At 69.1% G+C, this 25087-nt stretch carries 26 protein-coding genes; 15 read left to right on the top strand and 11 right to left on the bottom strand.

Translation table 11 applies throughout. The features are described 5' to 3' along the window. Nucleotides 1-87: 87 nt before the first annotated feature. Complete coding sequence (locus D8S75_RS08700) at nucleotides 88-240, top strand: DUF3096 domain-containing protein (RefSeq protein ID WP_119965897.1); 153 nt, start codon at nucleotides 88-90, stop codon at nucleotides 238-240. An 11-nt stretch (nucleotides 241-251) separates the two neighbouring features. On the opposite strand, the gene D8S75_RS08695 is transcribed toward D8S75_RS08700, so the two are convergent. Further along, complete coding sequence (locus D8S75_RS08695; protein WP_119965895.1) at nucleotides 252-1757, bottom strand: transglycosylase SLT domain-containing protein; 1506 nt, start codon at nucleotides 1755-1757, stop codon at nucleotides 252-254. Then, nucleotides 1754-2530, bottom strand: coding sequence for a hydroxyacylglutathione hydrolase (gloB, locus tag D8S75_RS08690; RefSeq protein ID WP_119965893.1), 777 nt, complete (start codon nucleotides 2528-2530; stop codon nucleotides 1754-1756). The genes D8S75_RS08695 and gloB overlap by 4 nt, the downstream gene beginning before the upstream one ends. Here gloB and D8S75_RS08685 point away from each other — a divergent pair. The 5 genes from D8S75_RS08685 to D8S75_RS08665 all read left to right on the top strand — a co-directional run bounded on the left by D8S75_RS08685 (nucleotide 2529) and on the right by D8S75_RS08665 (nucleotide 9799). Then, the gene (locus tag D8S75_RS08685) at nucleotides 2529-3329 is read left to right on the top strand and encodes a class I SAM-dependent methyltransferase (RefSeq protein WP_119965891.1); all 801 of its coding nucleotides are present in this window, start codon (nucleotides 2529-2531) and stop codon (nucleotides 3327-3329) included. The genes gloB and D8S75_RS08685 overlap by 2 nt on opposite strands. Next, nucleotides 3326-3775, top strand: a complete 450-nt coding sequence (gene rnhA / locus D8S75_RS08680) for a ribonuclease HI (protein WP_119965889.1) — start codon at nucleotides 3326-3328, stop codon at nucleotides 3773-3775. The genes D8S75_RS08685 and rnhA overlap by 4 nt, the downstream gene beginning before the upstream one ends. 139 nt (nucleotides 3776-3914) lie before the next feature. Continuing rightward, nucleotides 3915-5072, top strand: coding sequence for an efflux RND transporter periplasmic adaptor subunit (locus D8S75_RS08675; protein WP_119965887.1), 1158 nt, complete (start codon nucleotides 3915-3917; stop codon nucleotides 5070-5072). Between the two features lie 9 nt (nucleotides 5073-5081). Next, on the top strand, nucleotides 5082-8207 hold the full coding sequence (locus D8S75_RS08670) for an efflux RND transporter permease subunit (RefSeq protein ID WP_119965886.1): 3126 nt from the start codon (nucleotides 5082-5084) through the stop codon (nucleotides 8205-8207). Between the two features lie 203 nt (nucleotides 8208-8410). Next, nucleotides 8411-9799, top strand: a complete 1389-nt coding sequence (locus D8S75_RS08665; RefSeq protein WP_119965884.1) for a phenylacetate--CoA ligase family protein — start codon at nucleotides 8411-8413, stop codon at nucleotides 9797-9799. Here the strand turns inward: D8S75_RS08665 and D8S75_RS08660 are convergent. Together D8S75_RS08660 and D8S75_RS08655 are read right to left on the bottom strand one after the other, a co-directional pair. Next, nucleotides 9796-10467 carry a hypothetical protein gene (locus tag D8S75_RS08660; protein ID WP_119965883.1) on the bottom strand — a complete coding sequence of 224 codons (672 nt, stop codon included), beginning with the start codon at nucleotides 10465-10467 and terminating at the stop codon, nucleotides 9796-9798. The two genes, D8S75_RS08665 and D8S75_RS08660, sit on opposite strands and share 4 nt — an antisense overlap. Nucleotides 10468-10688: 221 nt before the next feature. Continuing rightward, nucleotides 10689-11354, bottom strand: coding sequence for a c-type cytochrome (locus D8S75_RS08655; protein WP_119965881.1), 666 nt, complete (start codon nucleotides 11352-11354; stop codon nucleotides 10689-10691). 201 nt (nucleotides 11355-11555) lie between these two features. Here D8S75_RS08655 and D8S75_RS08650 point away from each other — a divergent pair, with 201 nt between their 5' ends. Continuing rightward, on the top strand, nucleotides 11556-11963 hold the full coding sequence (locus D8S75_RS08650; protein ID WP_119965879.1) for an MAPEG family protein: 408 nt from the start codon (nucleotides 11556-11558) through the stop codon (nucleotides 11961-11963). A gap of 8 nt (nucleotides 11964-11971) precedes the next feature. On the opposite strand, the gene D8S75_RS08645 is transcribed toward D8S75_RS08650, so the two are convergent. The 3 genes from D8S75_RS08645 to moaA form a co-directional block, all read right to left on the bottom strand. Beyond that, entirely contained in the window at nucleotides 11972-12304 is a 333-nt protein-coding gene (locus tag D8S75_RS08645) for a thioredoxin family protein (RefSeq protein WP_119966106.1), read from the bottom strand. 138 nt (nucleotides 12305-12442) lie between these two features. After that, entirely contained in the window at nucleotides 12443-13066 is a 624-nt protein-coding gene (gene mobA, locus D8S75_RS08640; protein ID WP_119965877.1) for a molybdenum cofactor guanylyltransferase MobA, read from the bottom strand. A gap of 16 nt (nucleotides 13067-13082) precedes the next feature. After that, complete coding sequence (gene moaA / locus D8S75_RS08635) at nucleotides 13083-14219, bottom strand: GTP 3',8-cyclase MoaA (protein WP_119965876.1); 1137 nt, start codon at nucleotides 14217-14219, stop codon at nucleotides 13083-13085. A gap of 311 nt (nucleotides 14220-14530) precedes the next feature. On the opposite strand from moaA, the gene D8S75_RS08630 reads away from it, so the two are divergent. Both D8S75_RS08630 and D8S75_RS08625 read left to right on the top strand, forming a co-directional pair. Beyond that, complete coding sequence (locus D8S75_RS08630) at nucleotides 14531-15304, top strand: type IV pili methyl-accepting chemotaxis transducer N-terminal domain-containing protein (protein ID WP_232828985.1); 774 nt, start codon at nucleotides 14531-14533, stop codon at nucleotides 15302-15304. Between the two features lie 292 nt (nucleotides 15305-15596). Then, nucleotides 15597-16337: a type IV pili methyl-accepting chemotaxis transducer N-terminal domain-containing protein gene (locus tag D8S75_RS08625; RefSeq protein ID WP_232828984.1), complete on the top strand. Its 741-nt coding sequence runs from the start codon at nucleotides 15597-15599 to the stop codon at nucleotides 16335-16337. 7 nt (nucleotides 16338-16344) lie between these two features. On the opposite strand, the gene D8S75_RS08620 is transcribed toward D8S75_RS08625, so the two are convergent. Further along, nucleotides 16345-16908 carry a DUF2889 domain-containing protein gene (locus D8S75_RS08620; RefSeq protein ID WP_119965870.1) on the bottom strand — a complete coding sequence of 188 codons (564 nt, stop codon included), beginning with the start codon at nucleotides 16906-16908 and terminating at the stop codon, nucleotides 16345-16347. A 176-nt stretch (nucleotides 16909-17084) separates the two neighbouring features. Between D8S75_RS08620 and D8S75_RS08615 the strand changes: the two genes are divergently transcribed. From D8S75_RS08615 to D8S75_RS08595, 5 genes are all read left to right on the top strand, one after another. Then, nucleotides 17085-18239 (top strand): branched-chain amino acid ABC transporter substrate-binding protein, encoded by a 1155-nt coding sequence (locus tag D8S75_RS08615; protein WP_370807499.1) that lies wholly within the window; start codon nucleotides 17085-17087, stop codon nucleotides 18237-18239. 109 nt (nucleotides 18240-18348) lie between these two features. Further along, a complete protein-coding gene (locus D8S75_RS08610) occupies nucleotides 18349-18978 on the top strand; it encodes an FMN-binding negative transcriptional regulator (RefSeq protein ID WP_119965866.1) in 630 nt (209 codons plus the stop codon). Between the two features lies 1 nt (nucleotide 18979). Beyond that, entirely contained in the window at nucleotides 18980-19213 is a 234-nt protein-coding gene (locus tag D8S75_RS08605; protein WP_119965865.1) for a hypothetical protein, read from the top strand. Between the two features lie 53 nt (nucleotides 19214-19266). Then, nucleotides 19267-20658, top strand: a complete 1392-nt coding sequence (gene tadA, locus D8S75_RS08600; RefSeq protein ID WP_119965863.1) for a tRNA adenosine(34) deaminase TadA — start codon at nucleotides 19267-19269, stop codon at nucleotides 20656-20658. A 37-nt stretch (nucleotides 20659-20695) separates the two neighbouring features. Further along, complete coding sequence (locus tag D8S75_RS08595; RefSeq protein ID WP_232828983.1) at nucleotides 20696-21676, top strand: LD-carboxypeptidase; 981 nt, start codon at nucleotides 20696-20698, stop codon at nucleotides 21674-21676. 52 nt (nucleotides 21677-21728) lie between these two features. On the opposite strand, the gene D8S75_RS08590 is transcribed toward D8S75_RS08595, so the two are convergent. Genes D8S75_RS08590 through D8S75_RS08580 form a run of 3 tightly spaced genes read right to left on the bottom strand, consistent with a single transcriptional unit; the run spans nucleotide 21729 to nucleotide 23903 of the window. Further along, complete coding sequence (locus D8S75_RS08590; protein ID WP_119965859.1) at nucleotides 21729-22751, bottom strand: HD-GYP domain-containing protein; 1023 nt, start codon at nucleotides 22749-22751, stop codon at nucleotides 21729-21731. 5 nt (nucleotides 22752-22756) lie between these two features. Beyond that, on the bottom strand, nucleotides 22757-23395 hold the full coding sequence (locus D8S75_RS08585; protein WP_119965858.1) for a retropepsin-like aspartic protease family protein: 639 nt from the start codon (nucleotides 23393-23395) through the stop codon (nucleotides 22757-22759). A 22-nt stretch (nucleotides 23396-23417) separates the two neighbouring features. Then, nucleotides 23418-23903, bottom strand: a complete 486-nt coding sequence (locus tag D8S75_RS08580) for a YajQ family cyclic di-GMP-binding protein (RefSeq protein WP_119965856.1) — start codon at nucleotides 23901-23903, stop codon at nucleotides 23418-23420. 58 nt (nucleotides 23904-23961) lie between these two features. On the opposite strand from D8S75_RS08580, the gene murB reads away from it, so the two are divergent. After that, the gene (gene murB, locus D8S75_RS08575; protein WP_119965854.1) at nucleotides 23962-25035 is read left to right on the top strand and encodes a UDP-N-acetylmuramate dehydrogenase; all 1074 of its coding nucleotides are present in this window, start codon (nucleotides 23962-23964) and stop codon (nucleotides 25033-25035) included. Nucleotides 25036-25087 lie beyond the last annotated feature (52 nt).

The following is a 25087-nucleotide window of genomic DNA, read 5'->3' as shown; positions in this document are numbered from 1 at the left end:
CCCGCTGTCCGTGGCGCTTCGGATGCCGGAAACGCCCCGGATAGCTGGTAGGCTGGGCGCTTCAACCAACACCCATCGCACGCACCCATGACGCTTCATCTCAGCCTCGCACCCCTGGTCTCCCTGGTCGCGGGCATTCTGATTCTCGTCTTCCCGCGCCTGCTCAGCACCATCGTGGCGCTGTACCTCATCGTCATCGGCATCCTGGGACTGCTGGGCATCCACCAGTTGCGCCTCTGACGGCGCGCGCCTCAGCGCCGCTTGGCCTTCGAGGGCTTGCCGCCACGCTTGCCGGGCGTGCCTTTGCCCGGTGAGCGGCCCGTGGCCTTGGAGACCACCGCGCGCACCGGGAGGTACAGCACGACCTGCTGCCCGGCCTTGAAGGCCGCGCTGGCCTTGACGTCATTCCAGTCGGCCACGTTGGCCGGGCTTACCCGGTGGCGCCGGGCCAGACTGGCGACGGTGTCGCCCTTGCTGGCGCGCACGACGGTGCGCCGCGTCACGATCTCCGGCGCCAGGGCGATCTGGCCGTTGTCGGCCACCTTTTCCGTCACGTCGGCGTGCGCTGTGTTGGAGCGCGGCACGATGAGGGCCGAGCCGGCCTTGACCAGCATGCGCGGCGGAATGCGGTTGATGTTGCGCAGCTCGGCTTCATCCATGCCCACGCGGCGGGCCACCTCGGCCGTGCTCATGGTGGAAGGCAGGGTCCAGACGGTCCAGCTCGCATACTGGCCCTCGTTGTAGGCCGCGAAGTTGCGCTCGAACACCTTGGCGTTGTCCCAGGGCAGCAGGATCTGGGGCGTGCCCGCCGCCAGGATCACGGGCTTGTGCAGCGAGGGGTTGAGCGCCCGGAAGTCCTCCAGTTGCACATCCGCCAGCCGGGCGGCCAGCGCGACGTCGATGTCGCGCGTGATGTCCACGGTCTGGAAGTAGGGGTGGTTCTCGATCAGCGGCAACTCGGTGCGGAAGGCCTGCGGGTCGGCCACGATGTTCTTCACCGCCTGCAGCTTGGGCACGTACATGCGGGTCTCGGCGGGCATGGTCAGGTCGGTGTAGCCCGTGCCCCGTCCGGCCTTCTGGTTGCGCGCGATGGCACGGCTCACGCTGCCTTCGCCCCAGTTGTAGGCGGCCAGCGCCAGGTGCCAGTCGCCGAACATGCCGTGGAGCTTTTGCAGGTAGTCGAGCGCGGCGCGCGTGGATGCCAGCACGTCGCGGCGGTCGTCGCGGAAGGCGTTCTGCTTGAGGTCGAAGTAGTTGCCCGTGGCCGGCATGAACTGCCACATGCCGGCGGCCTTGGCCGTGGACACGGCCTGCGGGTTGAACGCGCTCTCGATGTAGGGCAGCAGCGCCAGTTCGGTGGGCATGCCGCGGCGCTCCAGCTCCTCGACGATGTGGAACAGGTACTTGCGCGAGCGTTCGGTCATGCGCTGCATGTAGTCGGGCCGGTTGGCGTACCACTGCTCGCGGTCCTGCACCAGTTCGTGCTGCAGGTCGGGCATGGCGAAGCCGCGCCGGATGCGGTCCCACAGGTCGGAGGGGGTGAACAGCGGCATCACTTCCAGGCGCGAGGCCCGCGCGGGGGCGATCGGCAGCAGCGGCCCGGAGGGAATGGACGGCGTGTGCGAGGCCTCGGGGGTGGGCGCGGGTGCCGTGGATGTGGGGCTGTCGGTGCCGGCCGTGCTGGGGGCGCCGACCTGGGTGGCGCAGCCCGTGAGCCAGAGCAGGCCCGCCAGGCAGGCAATGTGGAGAAGCTTCATTGGAATCCGTTTTTCCATTCGCGCAGCGCGGCCAGAACGGCCACTGCGTCGCGGGTATCGGTCGAGGGGGCAAAGCCCGCTGCGGCGGCGGCCACGGCGGGCACGCGGGTGCGCAGGAAGGGGTTGATCGCCCGTTCGAGCGCCATGCGCGAGGGCAGCGTGGGCTGTCCCTGCGCGCGCAGCGCTTCGCAGCGGGAGCTGTAGTGGAGCAGTTCGGCGTTGCCGGGTTCCACGGCGCGCGCGAATTTCAGGTTGGAAAGTGTGTATTCATGGGTGCAGCACACCCGGGTGTCGTCCGGCAGGGCGGCAAGCTGGTCGAGCGAGGCCTGCATCTGCGCCGGCGTGCCCTCGAACAGGCGCCCGCAGCCGCCGGAGAACAGCGTGTCGCCGCAGAACAGCAGGGGCGCGCCGTCCAGGTCGGCGCAGTAATAGGCGATGTGGCCGGCCGTGTGGCCGGGTACGTCCAGCACCTGGAAATCCAGCCCCAGCACGGACACGCCCTGGCCCTGGGACAGGGGGGTGAACGGTTCGGGGATGCGCTCGCGCGCCGGTCCGTAGACCCTGGCACCCGTGGCCAGGCGCAGGGCATTCACGCCGCCGACATGGTCCGCGTGGTGGTGCGTGACTAGAATGGCCTGCAATTGCAGCCCGCGCTCGGCGAGGGCCTGCAGCACGGGCTCCGCCTGGCCGGGGTCGACCACCACGGCCTGCCGGGCGTCGTGCAACATCCAGAGGTAGTTGTCGGTGAAGGCGGGCAACGCAAGCAGGTTCATGAGCTCCGAAATTATAGGTTTGCACCATTGGTTCGATTCTCCGCCCGGGCGCTACCTGTTGGCCTGGGAGCAGGCGCGTTTCGACGAGGCGGTGGCGGACATCTTCGGCTACCACAGCCTGCAGATCGGCATGCCCTTGCTGGACGGCCTGCGCGCCAACCGCATGCCGCACCGCTGGCTGGCGCTGGACGAGGTGCCCGCGCCCGAACCCGGTGCCGGCCCGGCGCCGGACTTGCTGGCGCATGCCGTGGCCCTGCCGTTCCCGGAGAATAGTCTCGACCTGGTGCTGCTGCCGCATGCGCTCGAACTCAGCCACGACCCGCACGTGGCGCTGCGCGAGGTGGTGCGCGTGCTGGTGCCCGAGGGGCGCGTGGTCATCACCGGCCTCAATCCGGCCAGCCTGTGGGGCCTGCGCCAGCGCCGCGTGCGCCTGTACCAGCGGCTGAGCGGCGGGCGCGGGCGCCTGTACCTGCCCGACGTGGGCGAGTTCATCGGCTACTGGCGTCTGCGCGACTGGCTGCGCTTGCTCAATTTCGAGGTGGAAGCGGCGCATTTCGGCTGTTATCGCCCGGCGGTGCGCACCGAGCACTGGATGGAGAGCTTTGCCTGGATGGAGCGCGTGGGCGAGCGGTGCTGGCCGATACTGGGTGCCGGGTATTTCATCGTGGCCGTCAAGCGCGTGCATGGCATGCGCTTGCTGGAGCCCGCGTGGCGCACCCGAAGACAACGCGCCGCTGCCACCATGCCCGTGGCCCGCAGCGCCACCGAAATGACTTTGACCGACAGGAACATGGAGTGAACCAGGTACAGATCTACACCGACGGGGCGTGCAAGGGCAACCCCGGGCCGGGCGGCTGGGGCGTGCTGCTGCGCTCGGGCCCCACCGAGAAGGAGCTGTTTGGCGGCGAGCTGGGCACCACCAACAACCGCATGGAACTGATGGCGGTGATCGAGGCGCTCTCGGCGCTCAAGCGGCCTTGCGCCGTCACGCTGTACCTTGACAGTGAATATGTGCGCAAGGGCATCACCGAATGGATCCATGGCTGGAAGGCGCGCGGCTGGCGCACGGCGTCCAAGCAGCCCGTGAAGAACGTGGAGCTGTGGCAGCGCCTAGATGCGCTGGTGGGGCAGGGCGGCCACCAGATCGATTGGCGCTGGGTGCGGGGCCATTCGGGCGACCCCGGCAACGAGCGCGCCGATGCCCTAGCCAACCGGGGTGTGGAGCAGGCGCTCGGGCGCCGCTGAGGCACCCCCGCGCGTCCCTGCGTGTAAAGCCTGCGTAAAGGGCATTGCGGGCACGGGTGCAAAGCCCCGGGGCGGCCGTGCCGGCACGATGGCGCTGCTACATTCGCGGATGGCTTGAAGTAACCCGGTATTCGTCCCCATGGCTTCCAGAGCAATCCATTTCCTCGTCGTCGCGCTCGGCCTGGCTGGCGCCGGCACCGCTGCCTGGTGGCTGCAAAAGCCCGCCAGCGCCCCCGTCTCCGGCCCCTCCGCGCCTGCCGATGCCTCGGCCAAGGGCCCGCAGCAAGCCGTTGCGGTGGAGGTGGCGAACGTGCGCGCCATGGCCCTTCATGACGAGGCCCAGGCCGTGGGCAGCCTGCGCTCGCGCCGCACCGTGATGCTGCGCCCCGAGGTGAGCGGGCGCGTCACGCAGCTCAACTTCCGCGATGGCGCGCGCGTGCGCAAGGGGCAGTTGCTGGTGCAGTTCGACGACCAGCTTCCGCGCGCCCAGGTGCTGCAGGCGCAGGCCGAGCTGTCGATCGCGCGCGCCAACCACCAGCGCAACCAGGAACTGGTGGCCCAGGGCTTCGTGAGCCAGCGCTCGCTCGACGAGAGCGCGGCCAACCTGCAGGTGGCACAGGCCAAGCTGGCGCTGGCCGAGGCCACGACGCAGCGGCTGCGCATCATGGCGCCGTTCGACGGCATCGCCGGTATCCGCAACGTCAACGAGGGCGACTACCTCAAGGACGGCGCCGACATCGTCCACATCGAGGACCTCGACAGCGTCTACGTGGATTTCCGCTTGCCCGAACGCTACCAGGGCAAGATCCGCGTCGGCCAGGCGGCGCGCGTGGAGCTTGATGCCCTGCCCGGCGAAGCCTACGGTGCCGTGGTGCTGGCCGTGGACCCGCTGATCGACGCCAATGGCCGCTCGGTCTCGGTGCGCGCCAGCATCGACAACCCGCAGCTGCGGCTGCGCCCCGGCATGTTCGCGCGCGTGGCGGTGCGCTTTGGGGAGCGCGCCGATGCGCTGGTGGTGCCCGAGGAGGCCATCGTGCCCCAGGGCAACAGCCCCTATGTGCTGCAGGTGGTGCCGGCCGAGGCCGGCAATGGCGTCACGGCGCGGCGCGTGCCGGTGCGCCTGGGCCTGCGCCGCGAGGGCGTGGTCGAGGTGATCGAGGGCTTGAAGGCCGGCGACACGGTGGTCACGGCCGGGCAGCAGCGCGTGGCGCGCGATGGCGTGCCGGTGCGCGTGACGGGCCAGCAGCCCGCCGCTGGCGCGGCATCGGCGGCGCGCGCGCCGGGCCAGCCGGGTTGAGGGCCGGCCATGCAGCTCGCTGAGATCTCCATCCGCCGCCCGGTGTTCGCCACCGTGCTGTCGCTGCTGGTGCTGTTGGTGGGCGCCGTGAGCTTCACGCGCCTGTCGGTGCGCGAATACCCCAAGATCGACGAGCCCGTGGTCACCGTGAGCGTGAACTACGCGGGCGCCTCGGCCGAGGTGATCGAGTCGCAGGTGACCAAGCCGCTCGAAGACTCGATCGCCGGCATCGACGCGGTGGACGTCATCACCTCCATCAGCCGGGCCGAGCGCAGCCAGATCAGCGTGCGCTTCCGCCTGGAAAAGGACGCCGACAACGCCGCCGCCGAGGTGCGTGACCGCACCGCGCGCGTGCGCAACCGCCTGCCCGACGCGGTGGACGAGCCCGTGATCGCCAAGGTCGAGGCCGACGCCTTCCCGGTCATGTGGCTGGCCTTCAGCAGCGAGACCAAGACGCCGGTCGAGATCAACGACCTGCTCAACCGCATCGTGCGCCCGCGCCTGCAGACCGTGACGGGCGTGGCCGACGTGCCCATCTACGGCGAGCGCCGCTACGCCATGCGCGTGTGGCTCGATCCGCAGCGCATGGCGGGCTACCGGCTCACCACGCAGGACATCGAGGACGCCATCCGGCGCAACAACCTGGAGCTGCCGGCCGGGCGCATCGAATCGCAGCAGCGCGAGTTCAGCGTGACCTCGCAGACCAACCTGGGGCAGCCCGCGCAGTTTGGCGAGATCGTGGTGCGCACCGTCAACGGCTTCCCGGTGCGCCTGTCCGACGTGGCGCGCGTGGAGGAAAGCGCCGCCAGCGACCGCAGCCGCGTGCGCCTCAATGGGCGCGATGCCATCTCGGTGGGCGTGATCCGCCAGGCCACGGCCAACCCGCTGGAGCTGTCCGAGGGCGTGCGCGCGATGCTGCCCACGCTGCGCGCGGACCTCCCGGCCGATGTGCGCGTGGACATCGCCAACGACAACTCGCGCTTCATCGACCGCTCGGTCAAGAGCGTCTACGCCACCATCGCCGAGGCCGTGGTGCTCGTGGCGCTGGTGATCTTCGTGTTCCTGCGCACGCTGCGCGCGTCCGTCATCCCCATCGTCACCATTCCCGTGAGCCTGATCGGCAGCTTCGCGCTGATGCAGCTGGCGGGTTTCTCGATCAACACGCTGACCCTGCTGGCGCTGGTGCTGGCCATCGGCCTGGTGGTGGACGACGCCATCGTGATGCTGGAGAACATCTACCGCCACATCGAGGAGGGGCTCGATCCGTTCTCCGCCGCCATCAAGGGCGCCCGGGAGATCGGCTTCGCCATCGTGGCCATGACGATGACCCTGGTGGCCGTGTATGCGCCGCTGGCCTTCACGCCGGGACGCACCGGGCGGCTGTTCGTCGAATTCGCGCTGGCGCTGGCCGGTGCCGTGCTGGTGTCGGGCTTCGTGGCGCTCACGCTCTCGCCCATGATGTGCTCGCTGCTGCTCAGGCACAACCCCCAGCCCAACTGGTTCGACCGCTCCATGGAGCGCTGGCTCACCGCGCTGTCGGACGCCTACGGCCGGCTGCTGCGCTGGGTGGTCACGGCGCGCTGGCAGGGCAGCGCGCTGCTGCAGGCGCGCTGGATCGTCGTCGGCGTCATGCTGCTCAGCGCCCTGGGGCTGTGGATGGTCTATCCGACCATGAAGCAGGAGCTGTCACCGCTGGAGGACCGCGGCACCATCTTGGCCAGCATCACCGCGCCCGATGGCGCCACGCTCGAATACACCAACCGCTACGCGCTGGAGCTGGAGAAGATCGGCCGCGACTACCCCGAGTTCGACCGCATCTTTGCCAACATCGGCAATCCCATGGTGTCGCAGGGCAGCGTGGTGTACCGCACGGTGGACTGGGAGGACCGCCAGCGCAGCACATTGCAACTGGCGCGCGAGCTGCAGCCCCGGCTGGCCAGCCTGCCCGGCGTGAGCGCCTTCCCGATCACGCCGCCCTCGCTGGGGCAGGGCTTCCGTTCGCGGCCGCTCAACTATGTGATCCAGACCTCCGACAGTTACGAGAACCTCAACGCCGCGGTCGAGCGCTTCCTGGCCGAGATCGCCAGGAACCCCGGTATCGTCTCGCCCGACGTCGACCTGCGCCTGAACAAGCCCGAGTTGCGCATCGACGTCAACCGCGAACGCGCCGCGGACCTGGGCGTGAGCGTGGAGGTGGTGGCCAAGGCCATCGAGACCATGCTCGGCGGGCGCGCCGTGACGCGCTACAAGCGCGACGCCGAGCAGTACGACGTGATCGTGCAAACCCAGCCCAGCGGGCGCACCACGCCCGAGGACATCGACGGCATCCATGTGCGCGGCCGGGGCGATGCGCTCATCCCGCTCTCCAGCCTGGTCACGGTGCGCGAGAGCGTGAGCCCGCGCGAGCTGAACCACTTCGGCCAGCGCCGCTCGGCCACCATCACGGCCAACCTCTCGCCCGACTATTCGCTGGGCGAGGCGCTGCGCTTCATGGACGCCACGGCGGCCAAGGTGCTCCAGCCGGGCTACACCACCGAGCTCAACGGCACCTCGCGCGAGTTCCGCAGCTCGCAGGGCGCGCTGGGCGTGGTTTTCCTGCTGGCGCTGGTGTTCATCTTCCTGGTGCTGGCGGCGCAGTTCGAGAGCTTCATCGACCCGCTGGTCATCATGCTGTCGGTACCGCTGTCGATGATCGGCGCGCTGCTGGCGCTCAAATGGAGCGGCGGTTCGCTCAACGTGTATTCGCAGATCGGCCTGATCACGCTGGTGGGCCTGATCACCAAGCACGGCATCCTGATCGTCGAGTTCACCAACCAGCTGCGCGAGCAGGGCCTGGAGATGGTGGACGCGCTGGTCAAGGCCTCGGCGCAGCGCCTGCGCCCTATCCTCATGACCACGGGCGCCATGGTGCTCGGCGCCGTGCCGCTGGCGCTGGCGCAGGGCGCGGGCGCCGAGACGCGCACCCAGATCGGCTGGGTGATCGTAGGCGGCATGTCACTGGGCACGCTGCTGACCATCTTCGTCGTGCCCACCATGTACTCGCTGTTCGCGCGCCCGTCCGTGCCCGGCGCGCGCACCGATACGGCACACGACCAGCCGGCGCATGCCGGAGTGGATGGCGCGGCGCGCCATTGAAGCCTCGGTGGGTTTGTTTTTTTGCTATTAGAAATATAGCTTCTCGCGCTTTGCAGTATTGGCTTTGGCCTCGAAAACGCTTGAAATAGCAGAGAACCGCCGCGCGCAGTAACCGAGTGACTCCCTCGTGTTTGGCTCCTGTGGTAAGGGCCTGCTTCTATGATGTCCGTCCCTACCGACGTACCGCGAGGAGCGCCAGCACCATGAGCGCCGTGTTTGATCTGTTGCGCCTGTCCACCGTGTCGCTCGACGTGGTGGCCGCCCAGCGGGGCGGGGCGCTGGGCATCGCGCAGCGCCAGCAGGTGCGCCTGCAGCAACTGCTGGACGCGGCGCTGCGCGGTTCGCGCCTGTACCAGGAACTGGTGCCCGCGGGCACCACCGCCGGCACGCCGCTGGACCGGTTGCCGGTGGTCACGCGCGGCCAGCTCATGGAGCGCTTCGACGATTGGGTGACCGACCCGCGCCTGCGCATCGACGAGTTGCGCGCCTTCACGGCCGACCCCGAGCGCATCGCCGAGCCCTGGCTGGGCCGCTTCGTGGTGTGGGAGAGTTCCGGCACCACCGGTGCGCCGGGCATCTTCGTGCAGGACGGGCAGGCCATGGCCGTGTACGACGCGCTCGAAGCCCTGCGCCGCAGCGCGCCGCGCCCACTGGCCCACTGGATGGACCCGCTGCACCTGGCCGAGCGCCATGCCTTCGTGGGCGCCACGGGCGGGCATTTCGCCAGCCAGGTTTCGCTGCAGCGCCTGCGCACCATCAACCCCTGGATCGCCACCACCACGCGCGGTTTCTCCATCCAGCGGCCCGTGCAGGAGCTGGTGCGGGACCTGAACGATTTCGCGCCCACCGTGCTCATCAGCTATCCCACGGCGGCCTCGCTGCTGGCCGACGAGGCCCGCGCGGGGCGCCTGCGCATCACGCCGCGCGAGATATGGACCGGCGGCGAGACCCTGGGGCCGGCCGTGCGCGCGCACATCGAGGACAGCCTGGGCGGCGTGCTGCGCAACAGCTACGGGGCGTCGGAGTTCCTGGCCATGGGCTGGGAATGCGCGCACGGCCACATGCACCTCAACGCCGACTGGGTGATCCTGGAGCCCGTGGACGAGCAACATCGCCCCGTGCCCCCGGGCGTGTCACCCCATGCGGTGCTGCTGACCAACCTGGCCAACACGCTGCAGCCGCTCATCCGCTACGAGCTGTGCGACCATGTCACGGTGCATGCCGAGCGCTGCACCTGTGGCTCGCCCCTGCCGGTGATCGAGGTGAGCGGCCGCCAGGACGATGCGCTGGTCATGGCGGGCTGCCAGGGCGGCACTGTCACGCTGCTGCCGCTGGCGCTGTCCACCGTGCTCGAAAGCGATGCGGGCGTTTTTGATTTCCACCTGCGCCAGGTGGACGAGCGCACCCTGGTGCTGCGCCTGCCGCAGCAGGGCGAGGAGGCGCGCGCCGCCCTGGCGCGCGGCCGCGCGGCTCTGCAGGCCTTTGCCATCGCCCAGGGGCTGGCCCCCATCCGCGTGCGTGCCGAACTGGGCCGGCCCGTGCCGCGCGGGCGCAGCGGCAAGGCCTGCCGCATCGTGGCACGCGCGGGTTAAGGTTCCAGCCAGCGCACGGGGATGCGCTGGATGTCGTTTTCCTTCCAGGCGATGACCACGCCGACCACGGAGGTTCCCTTGTCGCCCCGGCTGCTGCTGAGCGAGCTGATGTGGAAGCGGTAGCCCGGCCCCACCTGCTGCTCGGCCATGATCTTGGCGTTGTTGGCGGTGGCGCCCACCCGCATGGTGACCAGGAAGATGCCCAGGGCCACGACCATTCCCACCCCCGCGAGCGTGGGAAGGTGCAGTGCGCGGTGCGGCAGGCCGGCATGGGCGCGCGCGGCACCGATGGGCGCGCGCCCGAGCTGCCACACCAGCCACGCCAGGAGCGCCACCACGGCGGCCGTGAGGGCCGCCGCGCCCACGGAAGGGCCCTGGTTCAGGCGCAATTGCGTGAAGGTGAGGCTGAAGGGTTGCATCATCGGCAGGCCCAGCAGCAGCGCCACGCTGGCCGCCAGCGCGAAGCACGCCACCCAGCGCACCACGGAGGCCGCCATCAGGCTGCCGCGCAGCAGCAGGATGCCGCAGGCGACCGCGAACAGGTTGAAGCCCGAAACGTAGTCGATGCCGTTGGACAGGCAATAGGCCAGGGCGGCGAGATCGGCCAGGCCGGCGATGAGCAGCACCAGGCCGGCGCGCCGCAGAAGGGGAAGATGCTGAGAATCCATGCGGCGATTGTCTCCGACCGCCGCCAGCGAGCCTCTGACGGAGCGCAGGGAAGTGTCCCGCTTCGTGTCAGCGATCCATGTTGCGCATGGCCTCGGCGCATGCAGTCAACACGGCCCAGGCCGGCACCCACCGCGCTAGGGCCGCCGCCGCGCTGGTGGCGCTCCCCTTCCCGCATTGCGTGCGAGATGAAGGGGGGCGTGGCGCGGCCCCTCAGGGGGCATCAAGGCATGGAGGACACGTAGGCCACCACGGCCTCGATGTCGGCGTCCGTCATGTGCTTGGTGTTGGGGGTCATGATGGAGTTGGCGCGCACGTCGGCGCCATCGCGGTAGCGCTTGAGGGTTAGACGCAGGTAGTCGTGCTGCTGTCCGGCGATGCGGGCGATCTGCTCGTTGCCCCGGCCCACGTTGCCATGGCAGCGGAAGCAGTTCTTGTTGAAGATGTCCTGCCCCTTGGCGGCGATCCCGGCATTGGTGGCGGGTTTGTGGATGACTTCCTGGGCCGCGTAGAACAGCACCATGCCGATCTTCTCGTCGGCGTCCATGGCGCGGATCATGCCTTCCATGAATTCGTTGCGGCGCCGGCCATCGGCGAACTGGCGCAACTGCTCCAGCAGGTAGGCCGGGTTCTGGCCCGCGAGGTTGGGGATGGAGGGCTTGGTGCTGTTGCCGCCGTCGCCGTGGCAGTTGGCGCACACGGCCGCCACCTTGCGGCCCACCTTGTAGAGGTCGTCGGCCAGCTTGGGGTTGGTCTGCACTTCCTTGAAGCGGGCATCCAGGTCCACCTTGGCGGTCGCGCGCGCGCGGGCCGACTGGGCCGCCGCTGGCTGCCATGCCAGCAAGGCCGCCAATGCCATCGCCAGGACCACAGGAATGCGCTTAACCATGGTGAAAACCCTTTTTATGAAAGTGGTCATTTTAGACCTGGGCGCCCTGCGGGCATCGGCATGGCCCTGGAGCTAGATCAAACTGTGTGCGGGTTTTTACGGGGAGCGCACGGCACGCGGCGTTCTACGCTACCCGCAGGCCGGCCGCCTGCCACCCGCGTGGGCGGGCTTCATTCCAGACACTTCCCCCGGGAGCACGACATGTCACCCACCCTCATGGCCCTCACGGGATTCATTGCCTGGACCTTGCTGTTGCTGGTGTGGATGGAGGCCGTCCGCTCCTGGCTCGTGCTCACCCGTGCCGTGCCGGCCAACGGCTTCCAGCCGGACAATGGCAATCTCTCGCCCTTCATGCAGCGCCTGGCGCGCGCCCATGCCAACTGCCTGGAGGGCCTGCCTCTTTTCGGCGGCCTGCTGCTGGTGGCCGTGCTGGCCGGGCAGGCCGCTGTCACGGACCCGCTGGCCCATGTGTTCCTCGCCGCGCGCGTGCTGCAGTCGCTGATCCACCTGGCCTCGCTGTCGAGTCTGGCCGTCACCCTGCGTTTCTCCGCCTTCGCGGTGCAGATGGGCCTGGGCGTGTACTGGGCCGTGCGTTTGCTGTGGGGCTGACTTCGTGCTCAGGACGCGGGGGCCAGGCGCGCCAGGGCGTCCTGCAGGGCCTGCGGGTCCTGGGGGCGCACCAGCCGGGCCATCTCCTGGCCGTCGCGCAGGAACACCAGCGTGGGCCAGAGCTTGACGCCATAGCTGCGGCCCAGCGGGCGGCCCGGGCCATCTTCCACCTTGAGGTGGGCCACCTCGGCCCGCTGCTCCAACGCCTGGGCGATGAGCGGCTGGGTGCGCTGGCAGTGGCCGCACCAGGGCGTGCCGAATTCGAGCAGCGTGGCGCCGGGCAGGCGGTCAACCTCCACGCGCGTGGGCGGCTGGGCGAGGTGCTGGGAGGTGTAGGGCATGGGCGGCATCTTGCGGATCGGTGGCCCATCATGCCGGCGAACGGTGGCCTTTGCGGTAGGCGGGTAATTCGCTATTTATTTGGGAGCATTTGGCGCTTGGTGCATGAGCGCTGGAAGGCTTTTTTGCTGAAATTCGCCTCAGGCGGATGCGTTGAGCAGGCGCAGTTCGTCGAGTGTGTTGGCGTTGAAAAACGCGCGCGCATCGTCCCCCGGCTGGTCGAACGGCACGCGGACACAGTGGTGCCGGGCCGTCCAGGCGCCGGCCTTGCGGCCGCCCTCCGCGATGAAGCGCTCCAGGCTGTCCCGCAGGTCCGCGCGCAGCAGGCAGAACACAGGCTGGGGGCGCAAGCTGGCATCCGGCGCTTCGCTGTCGGGGGCCATGGCCATGGCGATCTCCGCGCCCTGCGCATCGGCGGCCGCCGCCAGGCGCGCGGCCAGGTCTGCGGGAAAGCGGGGCGTGTCGCAGGGCACGGTGAGCAGCCAGGGCGTGCGGCATCGCGCCAGCCCGGTCAGGAAGCCTGCCAGCGGGCCGGCGAAACCCGCCACGGTGTCGGGGCAGACCGGTGCGCCGAAGACTTCGTAGGCGGAGTGGTTGCGGTTGGCGTTGACCAGCACTGTGCCCACCTGGGGCGCCAGCCGGCGCAAGGCATGCAGCGCCAGTGGCGTGCCATCGAGCAATTGCAGGCCCTTGTCGATACCGCCCATGCGGGTGCCCTGGCCGCCGGCGAGCACCAGGCCGGTGATGTGGTGCGGAGCGATCATCGCGCGCGGGCCGGGTTCAGCCGCCGATATAGCTCATCTCCACGCGCCGCGTGCCTTGGCCGGCCTCGGCGGGCAGGCTGGCGCGCAGCTCGGAGTAGCGGTCGCCGCGGCCCTGCCAGATGTGCGCCAGGGCCGAGGTGATGTCGCCGTCGCTGGCGCCGCCACGCAGCAGGCCGCGCAGGTCGTGCCCTTGCGTGGCGAACAGACACAGGAACAGCCGGCCTTCGGTGGACAGGCGGGCGCGGTTGCAGTCGCCGCAGAAGGCCTGTGTCACGCTGCTGATCACGCCGACCTCGCCCAGCGCCGGGTCGTGCCGGCCCGAGGCGTCGGCGTAGCCCCAGCGCTCGGCCGTCTCGCCGGGGGCGGTGGGGTCGAGCGGCACCAGGGGCAGCTCGGCGCGCAGGCGTTCGATGAGTTCGGCCGAGGGCAGCACCTCGTCCATGCGCCAGCCGTTGGTGGCGCCCACGTCCATGTATTCGATGAAGCGCAGCGTGGTGCCCGTGCCGCGAAAATGCCGTGCCATGGGCAGGATCTCGTGGTCGTTGGTGCCGCGCTTGACGACCATGTTGACCTTGATGTGCGCGAGGCCCGCCGCATGCGCGGCCTCGATTCCCGCGAGCACGTCGGCCACCGGGAAGTCCACATCGTTCATGCGGCGGAACACCGCGTCGTCCAGGCCGTCCAGGCTCACGGTCACGCGCTGCAGGCCGGCATCCTTGAGGGCGCGCGCCTTGCGCGCCAGCAGCGAGCCGTTGGTGGTCAGGGTCAGGTCGGGCGTGGTGCCGTCCACGGTGCGCAACTCGGCGAGCTGGGCGATCAGGTTCTCGACGTGGCGGCGCAGCAGGGGCTCGCCGCCGGTGAGGCGGATCTTGCGCACACCGTGCGCCAGGAACAGCCGCGACAGCCGGGTGATCTCCTCGAAACTCAGCAGCGCGCCGTGCGGCAGGAAAGCATGCTCCTTGTCGAACACCTCCTTGGGCATGCAGTAGCGGCAGCGGAAGTTGCAGCGGTCGGTGACGCTGATGCGCAGGTCGCGCAGCGGGCGGCCCAAGGTGTCGGTCAATTGGCCCGTGGGGGCCACGGGATGGTTGGGCAGCACGAGGCCGGGCCCCACGGCACGGTGGTCCACCAGGGGGATGACACGTTCGGACATGTCGGGATTCTGCCCCACTTGCATGGTCGGGGCGGGGGCTGGACGCGTGCCCCTTGAGGCGTGTCAAATGCCGGAGCGCCAGGTGTGGCGCCTAGCGGTCCTTGGCTGTAGTCGCGAGGCTTACAGCGTGCGAGCTCCGGTGTCAGTGGCTTGTGGTAGGCTGAAAAAACCTTCCCCTGGCGTGTGGTTTCTTGATTTGTCTCATGGCCCATGGCATGCGTGTTGGTGAAAATGAACATTCAATCTTCCGCTTTTGCCAATCCATGAAAACCCTAGCCAGTCGCCCTGCATGCCCTGTCAGCCGCCGCGCGGTGATCCAAACCCTGGCCGTGGCATTGTTGGCGCCCACGCTGTCCACGGCCCAGGCGCAATTGGCGCTCTCCACGGCCATCAACCGCGTTGCTCGTTTCCGGGCGCTGTCGCAGCGCATCGCCAAGGTGTATTGCCAGATCCACCTGAACGTGCTGCCGGACCAGGCGCGCACGGTGCTGACGACGGCGCGGCAACTGGTGCGCTCGGGCTTCGAGGACTTGGCCAAGGTGCAATGGCCGACCGACCTCGCGCGCATGGTGGCCGATATCCAGAAACAGGCCGATACGCTGGAGTCCCTGCTGGTGTTGCCGCCCACGCGCGATTCCGTCGCGGCCGTGGCCGCGCAGTCCGACAAGATGATGGCAGCCTCGCAGGCCACCACGGAGGCCTTTGAAAAATATGCCAAGCTGGGTTCGGCCAAGCTGGTGAACATGGCGGGCCGCCAGCGTGCGTTGTCGCAGCGCCTGGCCAAGAACTATTTCCTCGTGGCCGCCAAGCTTGAAAGCAAGGGCACGCAGGAGCAGATGAAGGCCGATGCCGCCGAGTTCCGGCAGGCCATGGCCACGCTCACGGCGGCGCCCGTGTCCACGCCGGCCATCCGCAACGAGCTGGCGCTGGGCGATTCGCAGTGGCTGTTCTTTGATGGAGCGCTGCAGCGCAAGCCCGACGACCGGGGCCTGGAAACCGTGGCCACCACCAGCGAGCGCATGCTGGAGGTGATGGACCGGCTCACGGGCCTGTACGACGCGGCGCTCAAGGAAGTGCTGGGCTGATTCTCCCGGGCCCGGCCGGGCCCTGCCTGCGCAATGCGGGCTTTCCTCTTTTTCAGCATGGCGCACTTACCGCCAGGCCGCAGCGTGCGCAGTCGCTTGGGAGACTCCGGAAAACCAATGTCGGCACTGGGGTAATCGTTGATTTGTGTCATAGAGCAGGGCGGAGGGCGCTTTGAGAATCACAGCGATAACCACAAAGCACCCACCATCCACCATGCATGTCCATTCGTTTCCCAGGAGTTCTTCTGTCAGTCGTCGATCTGTGATCAAGGGGGTGGCCGCTGGCGCCCTGATGGCCTCCTGGGGGCTGTCGGTGCAGGCCTTGGCGCAGCCGGCCATGGCCACCGCCATCAACCGGATGGGGCGCTTCCGGGCTCTTTCGCAGCGCATCGCCAAGGCCTATTGCCAGCTGCACCTGAGCGTGCAGGCCAAGGCCGCGGAGCAAGTGCTCGACGCTGCGCGCAAGCTGGCGCGCACGGGCTTCGAGGACCTGGCCAAGAGCCCGCTGGCCGCCGACATGGCCGGTCCGCTGGCGGAAGTGCGCAAGCTCTACGAGGATCTGGAGGCCAAGCTGGTCATGCCGCCCACGCGTGAATCGGTGGGTGCCGTCGCGGCGCAGGCCGACAAGCTGCTCGTGGCCGCCAATGCCGCCACCGTGGCGCTGGAGAAGCAGGCCAAGATCTCCACTGGCAACCTGGTGAACACGGCTGGCAGCCAGCGCTACCTGTCGCAGCGCCTGGCCAAGAGCTACTTCCTGTCGGCCGCCGGCCTGGGCGACAAGGCCATGCGCGACCAGATGGCGGCGGACAAGGCGGAATTCACGAAGAACATGGCCGCGCTGGCGGGCGCGCCGGTCAACACACCGACCATCCGCAGCGAGTTGACGATGGGCGAGCAGCAGTGGGTGTTCTTCAATGCCTCGCTGGAGCGCGAGCCGGATGTCCGTGGCCTGCAGGCCGTGGCGACGAGCAGCGAGAACCTGCTCGAAGTGATGAACAACCTGACCGTGCAGTACGAGACGGTTTCCAAGTAGCCCGCGCTCAGCCTTGCGCAGGCGGGGCGCCGGGGGCGGTGCGGTAGAACTTTGGGTAATGGAGCCGCACGCCGTTGCCCTGGAAATCCCAGCCCGTGCACTGGCCCAGATGGCGCGGCGGCTCGTCCGTGCCGGCCGGCGCGAAAGCGGCCGGCAGGGTCTGGAAGGCGGCCGTGGCCAGGTTGAACAGCAGCTCGCGCAGGTGCGTGCAACTGGCCACGCCGCCCAGGTGCTTCTGGATGGCCTGGCGCCAGCCGCGTGCCATCGAGCAACCCACCATCTGTTGCAGCGCGGCGCGCGCCTGCGGGCAATCGGGCAGGGGCGTGGTGTCCATGGCGGCCTCGATGCCCTGGACCACCAGGTCGCGGCCCACGGTCACGCGCAGCCACATGTGGTGGATGGGCGCGCCCGCCGGGCGCGTGCCCCCCGCGCGCAGCGAGGGAGCGTCGTGGGCCTTGCTGTCGTGCAACTCGGCCTCGATGTCCCACAGGCCGTCCTCGCGTTCATAGCCGTGGTAGACGACCCGGCGCACATGGCTGGGCTTGCGGGGGGCGGGGGGGCTCAAGGGCATGGCTGGGACCCGTAATCAATATGCTCACTCATTTATATGTTTATTGTTATTTGGTTTGTATAAGAACTGTTAATGTCCTACCTGATCTGCGGGTATAAGACCCCGCAGAGGCCCAGGAGGCGAAGGGATTGGCTAGCATGGCTGCTCTTTCCTCTTTCCACTCAGGAGTGATGTTGATGTCCGTGCGTTCGACCCGTTTCCGCTTTTCCCTGCAACTGACGGCCGCCGCCGCCCTGGCCGCTGCCTGCGGCGTGGCCACCGCGCAGGACGTCCAGGTGGTCAAGATCGGCCATGCGGGCCCCACCTCCGGCGGCATTGCCCATATCGGCAAGGATACGGAAAACGGTGTGCGCCTGGCGGTCGAGGACCTGAACGCGCAGGGCCTGGTGATCGGTGGCAAGAAGATCAAGTTCGAACTGGCCGCCGAGGACGACGCCGGCGACCCGCGCCAGGCCACGGCCGTGGCGCAGAAGCTGTGCGACCAGAAGGTGGCCGGCCTGGTGGGCCACCTGCAGTCGGGCACCTCGATCCCGGCCGCCTCGGTCTACTCCAAATGCGACCTGCCGAACATCACGGCGTCGGCCTCCAACCCCGATCTGACCAAGCCGGGCTACAAAACCACCTTCCGCCTGATCGCCAACGACAACGCCCTGGGCGCCGCCCTGGCCGTGTTCGCCGCCGACACGCTCAAGCTCAAGAACGTGGCCGTCATCGACGACCGCACGGCCTACGGCCAGGGCGTGGCCAACGTGTTCAAGGCCACGGCAAAGCAAAAGGGCATGAATGTGGTGGCCGAGGAGTTCACCAACGACAAGGCCACGGACTTCATGGCCATCCTCACCTCGATCAAGAACAAGAAGCCCGACGCCATCTTCTACGGCGGCCTGGACGCACAGGCCGGCCCCATGCTGCGCCAGATGGTGCAGCTCGGCCTGGGCAACGTGAAGTTCTTCGGCGGCGACGCGCTGTGCACCGAGAAGCTGCCCGAGCTGGCTGGCAAGTCGCCCGCACTGGTGAACGTGACCTGCGCCACGGGCGGTGCCTCGGTCGACAAGATGCAGGGCGGTCCCGAGTGGAAGAAGCGCTACGACGCCAAGTTCCCCGGCCAGTTCCAGATCTACAGCCCCTACGCCTATGACGCCGCCATGGTGCTGGCCGACGCGATGAAGCGCGCCAACTCGGTGGACCCGCGCGTCTACACGCCCTTCATCGGCAAGACCCAGTTCAAGGGCGTGACCGCCAACATCGCCTTCACCCCCAAGGGGGAGCTGACCACGCCCGCCGTGACGCTCTACACCTACAAGGACAATGCCCGCGTGACGCTGAACTGATGCCCCGGCGCCCCCGGGCGCCCGCTTGCAGCCTACCGACGGCCGCACCGCACCACGCGTGCGTGCGGCCGTTTTGCCGATACAGTGGCAGGTTCAGGAGCACGACGCCATGTACCTTCCCGCCCATTTCGAGAGCCATGATCCCGCGCATGCCCATGCCTTGATGCGCGCGCACCCGCTGGCCAGCCTGGTGTCGAACGACGACGACGGCTTCCCCTTCATCACCCACCTGCCGCTGCACCTGCAGGAGCGCGGCGATGGCCTGGTGCTGCTGGGCCACTGCGCGCGTGGCAACCCGCATTGGCGCTACCTGCAGCAGCGGCCCGGGGCGCTCGTGGTCTTCCTGGGCCCGCACGCCTACCTCTCGCCCTCGGTCTACCCCGACCTGGCGCGCGTGCCCACCTGGAACTATCTGGCGGTGCATTGCCGCGTGCAGGCCAGCCTGATCGAGGAGCCGGCAGCCAAGGACGCGCTGCTCAAGCAACTGATCGGCGACCACGAGCCGCCCTATGCCGCGCAGTGGCGCGCGCTGGGGGAGGAGTTCGCGCACAAGATGCTGGCCGGCATCGTCGCCTTCGAGCTGCGCGTGACCGATCTGCAGTGCAAGCTCAAGCTCAACCAGCACCGCAAGGAATCGCACGCCGCCATGCATGCGGCCTACCGCGAGGGCGATGCGGGCGCGCAGGGTCTCGCGCAGTGGATGCAGACGCTGGGCATGGCGCCCGCGCAGGAGGGCTGAGATGCGCGCCGCCCTGGGACTCGTGTCGCTGCTGCTGGTGTTGGCCGTGGTGGGCGTGCTGGCCAAGAAGCAGTTGGCACCGCAGCGCGGCCCCTTGCCCATGTTGCAACCGGCCGCCCCTGCCTCGGCCCCGAACAATGCACGCGTACAGGGCGAGCAGGTGCAAGAGCAGTACCGCCAGGCCCTGGAAGGCGCCCTGCAGCAGCCCCGGTCCATGCCGGATGATGCCAAATGAAAATGGACTGCAGCGCATATCCATCAAGCGCAAGCAGCTACTGAATCAATAGCATGCAAACGGAAACCGATAGCCACTGGATGCGCCTGGCCCTGGCCGAGGCCGAAGCCGCCGCACAGGCGGGCGAGGTCCCCGTGGGCGCGGTGCTGGTGCGCGGTGGCGCGGTCATCGCCACGGGCCGCAACGCGCCCGTGGCCGGGCACGACCCCACGGCGCACGCCGAGATCGTGGCCCTGCGTGCCGCGGCGCAGAAGCTGGGCAACTACCGGCTGGAGGACTGCACGCTTTACGTGACGCTGGAGCCCTGCGCCATGTGCAGCGGCGCGCTCTTGCATGCGCGCCTGCCGCGCGTGGTGTACGGCGCGCCCGATCCCAAGACCGGCGCCGCCGGCTCGGTGGTGGACCTGTTCGCCCAGCCGCTGCTGAACCACCAGACGCAGGTGCAGGGTGGGGTGCTGGCGCAGGAATGCGGCGCGCTGCTGGCCGGTTTCTTCCGCGCGCGCCGCCACCAGCAGCGCGCCGAGGCCCGGGCCGCGCACCCGCTGCGCGATGATGCACTGCGCACGCCCGAGGCGCGCTTTGCCGACCTGCCCGGCTACCCCTGGGCGCCGCGTTACCTGAGCGACCTGCCCGCGCTCGCCGGCCTGCGCCTGCACTACCTCGACGAGGGCCCGCGCGATGCGCCGCTCACCTGGCTGTGCCTGCACGGCAACCCGGCCTGGAGCTACCTCTACCGGCGCATGCTGCCCGTCTTCACGCAGGCGGGGCACCGCGTGGTGGCGCCCGACCTGATCGGCTTCGGCAAGAGCGACAAGCCCAAGAAGGAGGGCGCCCACACCTTCGCGTGGCACCGCCAGGTGCTGCTGGAGCTGGTGGAGCGGCTGGACCTGCGCAACGTGGTGCTGGTGGTGCAGGACTGGGGCGGCATCCTGGGCCTGACGCTGCCCATGGCCATGCCGGAGCGCTTTTGCGGCCTGCTGGCCATGAACACCCTGCTGGCCACGGGCGACGCGCCGCTGCCGCAGGGCTTCCTGGACTGGCGCGCCATGTGCGCCGACAAACCCCTGTATGGCGTGGGCCGCCTGCTGGCGCGTGGCAATCCGCACCTGGGTGGCGGTGAGTGCGCGGCCTACGACGCGCCGTTCCCCGACGCGGGCCACCGCGCCGCGCTGCGCGCCTTCCCGCGCCTCGTGCCCGACCAGCCGGATGCGCCGGGCGCCGCGCTGTCACGGGCCGCGCGCGATTTCTGGCGGCACGCCTGGAGCGGTCGCAGCCTGCTGTTCGCGGGCGCGCGCGACCCGGTGCTGGGCGTGCCGCTGATGGAGCAACTGCGGCAGGCGGTGCGCGGCGCGCCCCCGCTGGTGGTGCTGCCGCAGGCGGGCCATTTCGTGCAGGAGCATGGCGAGGCGGTGGCGCGGCAGGCTGTGGAATACTTCCGGCTTTGAGCCATCATGGAGCGGGCCCCCGAAGGGCCCGGACGCCTTGTCTTCCGAGCACGACCACGCACACTGCGGCTGCGGCCACGACCACGGCCCCAAGCACATCTACATCTATTCGCCGTCCAGCGCGGTGCGCGACAAGGCAGCCTTCCGCCGAGGCGTCAAGCGCCTGCAGGCGCTGGGCCACGAGGTCGAGATCGACACCGACGCGCTGGCGCAGCACACGCGCTTCGCGGGCGACGACGCCACGCGCCTGGCGGCCATCCACCGCGCGGCCGCCAGCGGTGCCGACGTGGCGCTGATCTCGCGCGGCGGCTACGGGCTCACGCGCATCCTGCCCGGGATCGACTATGCCGCCGTGGCGCGCGCCATTGAAAAGGGCACACGCTTCGTCGGCATCAGCGACTTCACGGCCTTCCAGAACGCCGTGCTGGCCCAGACCGGCGCCATCACCTGGGCCGGCCCGGCGCTGGGCGCGGATTTCGGCGTGCCGGAAGGCCCCGACGACATCATGGAGGCCTGCTTCGACGACCTGCTCACCGGCCACGGCGAGGGCGCGGGCTGGCGCATGCCCAAGGAACGCCGCGCGGCGGACGCGCCCGAGGCGCCGCTGCCGGAGTTCGAGATCGAAGGCTGCACGCTGTGGGGCGGCAACCTGGCGGTGCTGACCTCGCTCGTGGGCACGCCCTACCTGCCGCAGGTGGAGGGCGGCATCCTGTTCGTCGAGGACGTGAACGAGCACCCCTACCGCGTCGAGCGCATGCTCACGCAGCTGCTGCATGCCGGCGTGCTGGCGCGGCAGAAGGCGTTGCTGCTGGGGCAGTTCACCAACTACAAGCTGGCGCCGCACGACAAGGGCTACAAGCTGCAATCGGTGGTGGACTGGCTGCGCGGCCAGATCGGCATTCCGGTGCTCACCGGCCTGCCCTACGGCCATGTGGCGACGAAGGTGCTGTTGCCGGTGGGCGCCACCGTGGAGCTGTCGGTGCAGGGGCGCGATGCGCTGATCTACTGGGGGCATTGAGAGCCACCGGGCGCGGTTCCTCCGGCTGGGCCGCGCCAGCCGTGCAGCGGTGTCAGAGCAGGGGGGCGGGCTGCGTCGCCTGCAGCCCGGCGATCTGGCCAGGCTGGGTCGCGGCATACAGCCCGAGCCGCACCATGGTGCGGTGGTTCAGCTCGACGGTGACGGCATTGCGCGCCAGCGCCGACTGGATGCGCGGGCGGCCGTGGACGGTCTGGTGCAGCCGGGGTGCGTTCAGCGGGGTGTTGTGCCGGTCGACCAGGCTGGCCACCAGGGGCATGTTGGCCTTGTCGCTGCGGCGCAGCACCACGGCGATGTCGCCGTTGTCCAGCCGCACGAAAGTGCCCGGCGGGCACAGGCCCACGGTGCGCACCAGCACCAGGCCCACCTCGTCGCGTTCTTCCACTTCCTTGCCCACCAGCTCGCGCACCGAATCGGTGGTGCTGCGGCCCGCGCGCGACTTGCGCGGACTGATCATGGCGGCGTAGCGGTCGATGGTGCCGAGGATGCGGGTGAGCCGGTCCACGGGGCTGAGTTCGGCCAGTGGCGTGCGCTCGGGCACCCGGGCGTGGTGCTGGCCCACGAGATCGAGCCAGAGGTCGTTGGTGATGTGCAGCTGTTCGAGGATGTCCAGGCCGCGCATCGGATGGGTGGCGATGGCGTCCTTCTGCGCCGCATTGGGGGGCTCGCGCTGCCCGGCCAGCTCGTCCTGCAGCGTCGTCATGCCGATATTCATGGTGAGCGCCGCGCGCACCAGGGCATTGCGTTCGCTGGAAGGCAGTTCGAACTCGCGCGCCATGATGTGGCACAGCGTGCCGCAGACCAGCGCGTGCGAGGCACTGTAGCCCACGGTGGAGGTGGCCGCGAGCTGGAACATCAGGTAGAGCGCGGCGTCGATGTCGTGCGTCACCAGGTCCTGCAGCCACTGGTCGAACTGGCGCACCTTGCCGGCGAAGTCCTGCACATGCAGGGGCCGGGCCAGCAGCACCGACAGCCCCGACTCCAGGTCGCCCCAGAGGCCGAGCAGGTCTTCGTATTCTTCGTCGTGGGAGGTGCGGGCCTGATGGTTTGGCGGCATGGCGTTCAGCGGCGTTTTTCCAGCACCATCTGGTCGTTGTTGCGGGTCATCTGGAATTCGCCCAGGAAGCTGTTGCCCAGCAGCACGTAGGGCATGGACTGGGGGGTGATGATGGCGTCCACGCCGAACACCTCCACGTCGCCCACGCGCACCGAGTCGAGCTTGAGATACCAGCCTTGCGCCACGCCGTTGGCCGTGTTCAGCTGCACGGGCCGGCCTTTGCGGTAGTCGAGCCCCATGCGCTCGGCGTCGGGCCGGCCGATGGCCACGGTGGTGGCCCCGGTGTCCACTATGAATTGCATCACGCGGCCGTTGATCAGGCCCTGGTTCACGAAATGGCCTCGGCTGTCGCTCATGAGGACGATCTTGCGGCCGCCTCCGCGCGAGCCCACGCTCACGGGGGCCTCGCCCAGGCGCACGGTGCTGCGCGCGCCCGCGATCTCGATCACGGCCTCGTCGCGGCCGACCGAAACCACCTTCACGCCCTGGTGCGTCTCGCCCGCCGCCACGCCGCGCGGCGGCGTGCCATCGACCACCAGCAGGGCCTTGCCACCCAGGATGCCGGCCAGGGAAACCGCCTGCGCCCAGGCCAGGCCCGGCGCCAGCAGGCTGGCAAGCAGGAGGGGGTGGCGGAGCAGCGGCATGGCGAGGCCGGGCGCGGGGAGCTCAGTCGCGGAAGTTGTTGAACGACAGCGGCATGTCGGTGATCTCCTTGCGGATCAGCGCCATGGCGGCCTGCAGATCGTCGCGCTTGGCGCCGGTGACGCGCACTTTTTCGTCCTGGATGGCGGCCTGCACCTTGAGCTTGCTGTCCTTGATGAGGCGCTGCAGCTTCTTGCCCAACTCGCTGTCGATGCCGTTGCGCACCTTGACCACCTGCTTGACCTTGTCGCCACCGATCTTCTGGGGCTTGCCGATGTCGAGGAAGCGCACGTCCACGTTGCGCTTGGTGAGCTTGTTGCGCAGCAGGTCCTCGACCTGGGTGAGCTGGAACTCGGCGTCGCCGAACAGGGTGATTTCCTTGTCCTTGAGCTCGACGGCGGCGGAGGTGCCCTTGAAGTCGAAGCGGGTGCCGATTTCCTTGGCCGCGTTCTCCACGGCATTCTTCACTTCGACGAAGTCGGCTTCACAGACGGTATCAAAAGACGGCATGGCGGGGTCATTCTCCAAAAAGCGGGCCGCACGGAGGCCCGGTGCGACAATTCGGCCAATGTTAGTCGAGAAAAATGTCTCCCTGCAGCCTTACAACACCTTTGGCATCGTCGCGCGCGCCGAAACCCTGGTGCGTGTGCGTTCGGTCAAGGATCTGGAGTCGCTGCGGGGGGACCCCGTGCTGGGGCGTCGGCCGTTTTTCGTCCTGGGCGGCGGCAGCAACGTGGTGCTGACCGGGGATGTGAGCGCGGTGGTGCTCAAGATGGAGATCCGGGGGCGGCGGCTGGTGCGCGAAACCCCGGACGCCTGGATCGTCGAGGTGGGCGCGGGCGAGCCCTGGCACGACACCGTGGATTGGACCTTGGAGCAGGGCTGGCCCGGGCTGGAGAACCTGGCGCTGATTCCCGGCACCGTGGGCGCGGCGCCGGTGCAGAACATCGGCGCCTATGGCGTGGAGCTGCAGGACCGGTTCGAGTCGCTCGACGCCGTGGACCTGGCCACGGGCCAGGCGTTCACGCTCGACGCGGCCCAGTGCGCCTTCGGCTACCGCGACTCGGTGTTCAAGCACGCGCCCGCGCAGCCCGGCACGTCCGAGTGCCTGCCGCGCGGCATGGGGCTGGCGGGGCGCGCGGTCATCACCCAGGTGCGCTTTCGCCTGCCCAAGCCCTGGAAGCCCGAGCTGGGCTACCTGGAGCTGGAGCGCCGCGCCGCCGAGATGGGCAGCGTGCAACCCACGGCGTGGCAGATCTTCAATTGGGTGTGCGAGATCCGCCGCGCCAAGCTGCCCGACCCGGCCGTGCTGGGCAACGCCGGCAGCTTCTTCAAGAACCCCACGGTGACGCCCGAGCAGTGCCAGGACATCATCGCGCGCGACCCGAAGATCGTGCACTACCCCATGCCCGACGGCAGCATCAAGCTGGCGGCCGGCTGGCTCATCGACGCCTGTGGCTGGAAGGGCAAGAGCGTGGGCAAGGCGGCGGTGTACGAGAAACAGGCGCTGGTGCTGGTGAACCGGGGCCAGGGCATGGACAGCGTGACCGGCGGCGAGGTCATGACGCTGGCCAAGGCCATCCAGACCAGCGTGTACGAGCGCTTCGGCATCCGCCTGGAGCCCGAGCCGGTGGTTGTCTGAGGTGTTCGCCCCGCAGTTGCTTCATTTTTGATAGCTGCCAGCGCAGGATGGA

Origin of the sequence: Simplicispira lacusdiani (assembly GCF_003604195.1) — a bacterium.
In the GTDB taxonomy this organism is placed as follows: Bacteria; Pseudomonadota; Gammaproteobacteria; order Burkholderiales; family Burkholderiaceae_C; genus Simplicispira; species Simplicispira lacusdiani.
This window is presented reverse-complemented; position numbering and strand designations above follow the sequence as displayed.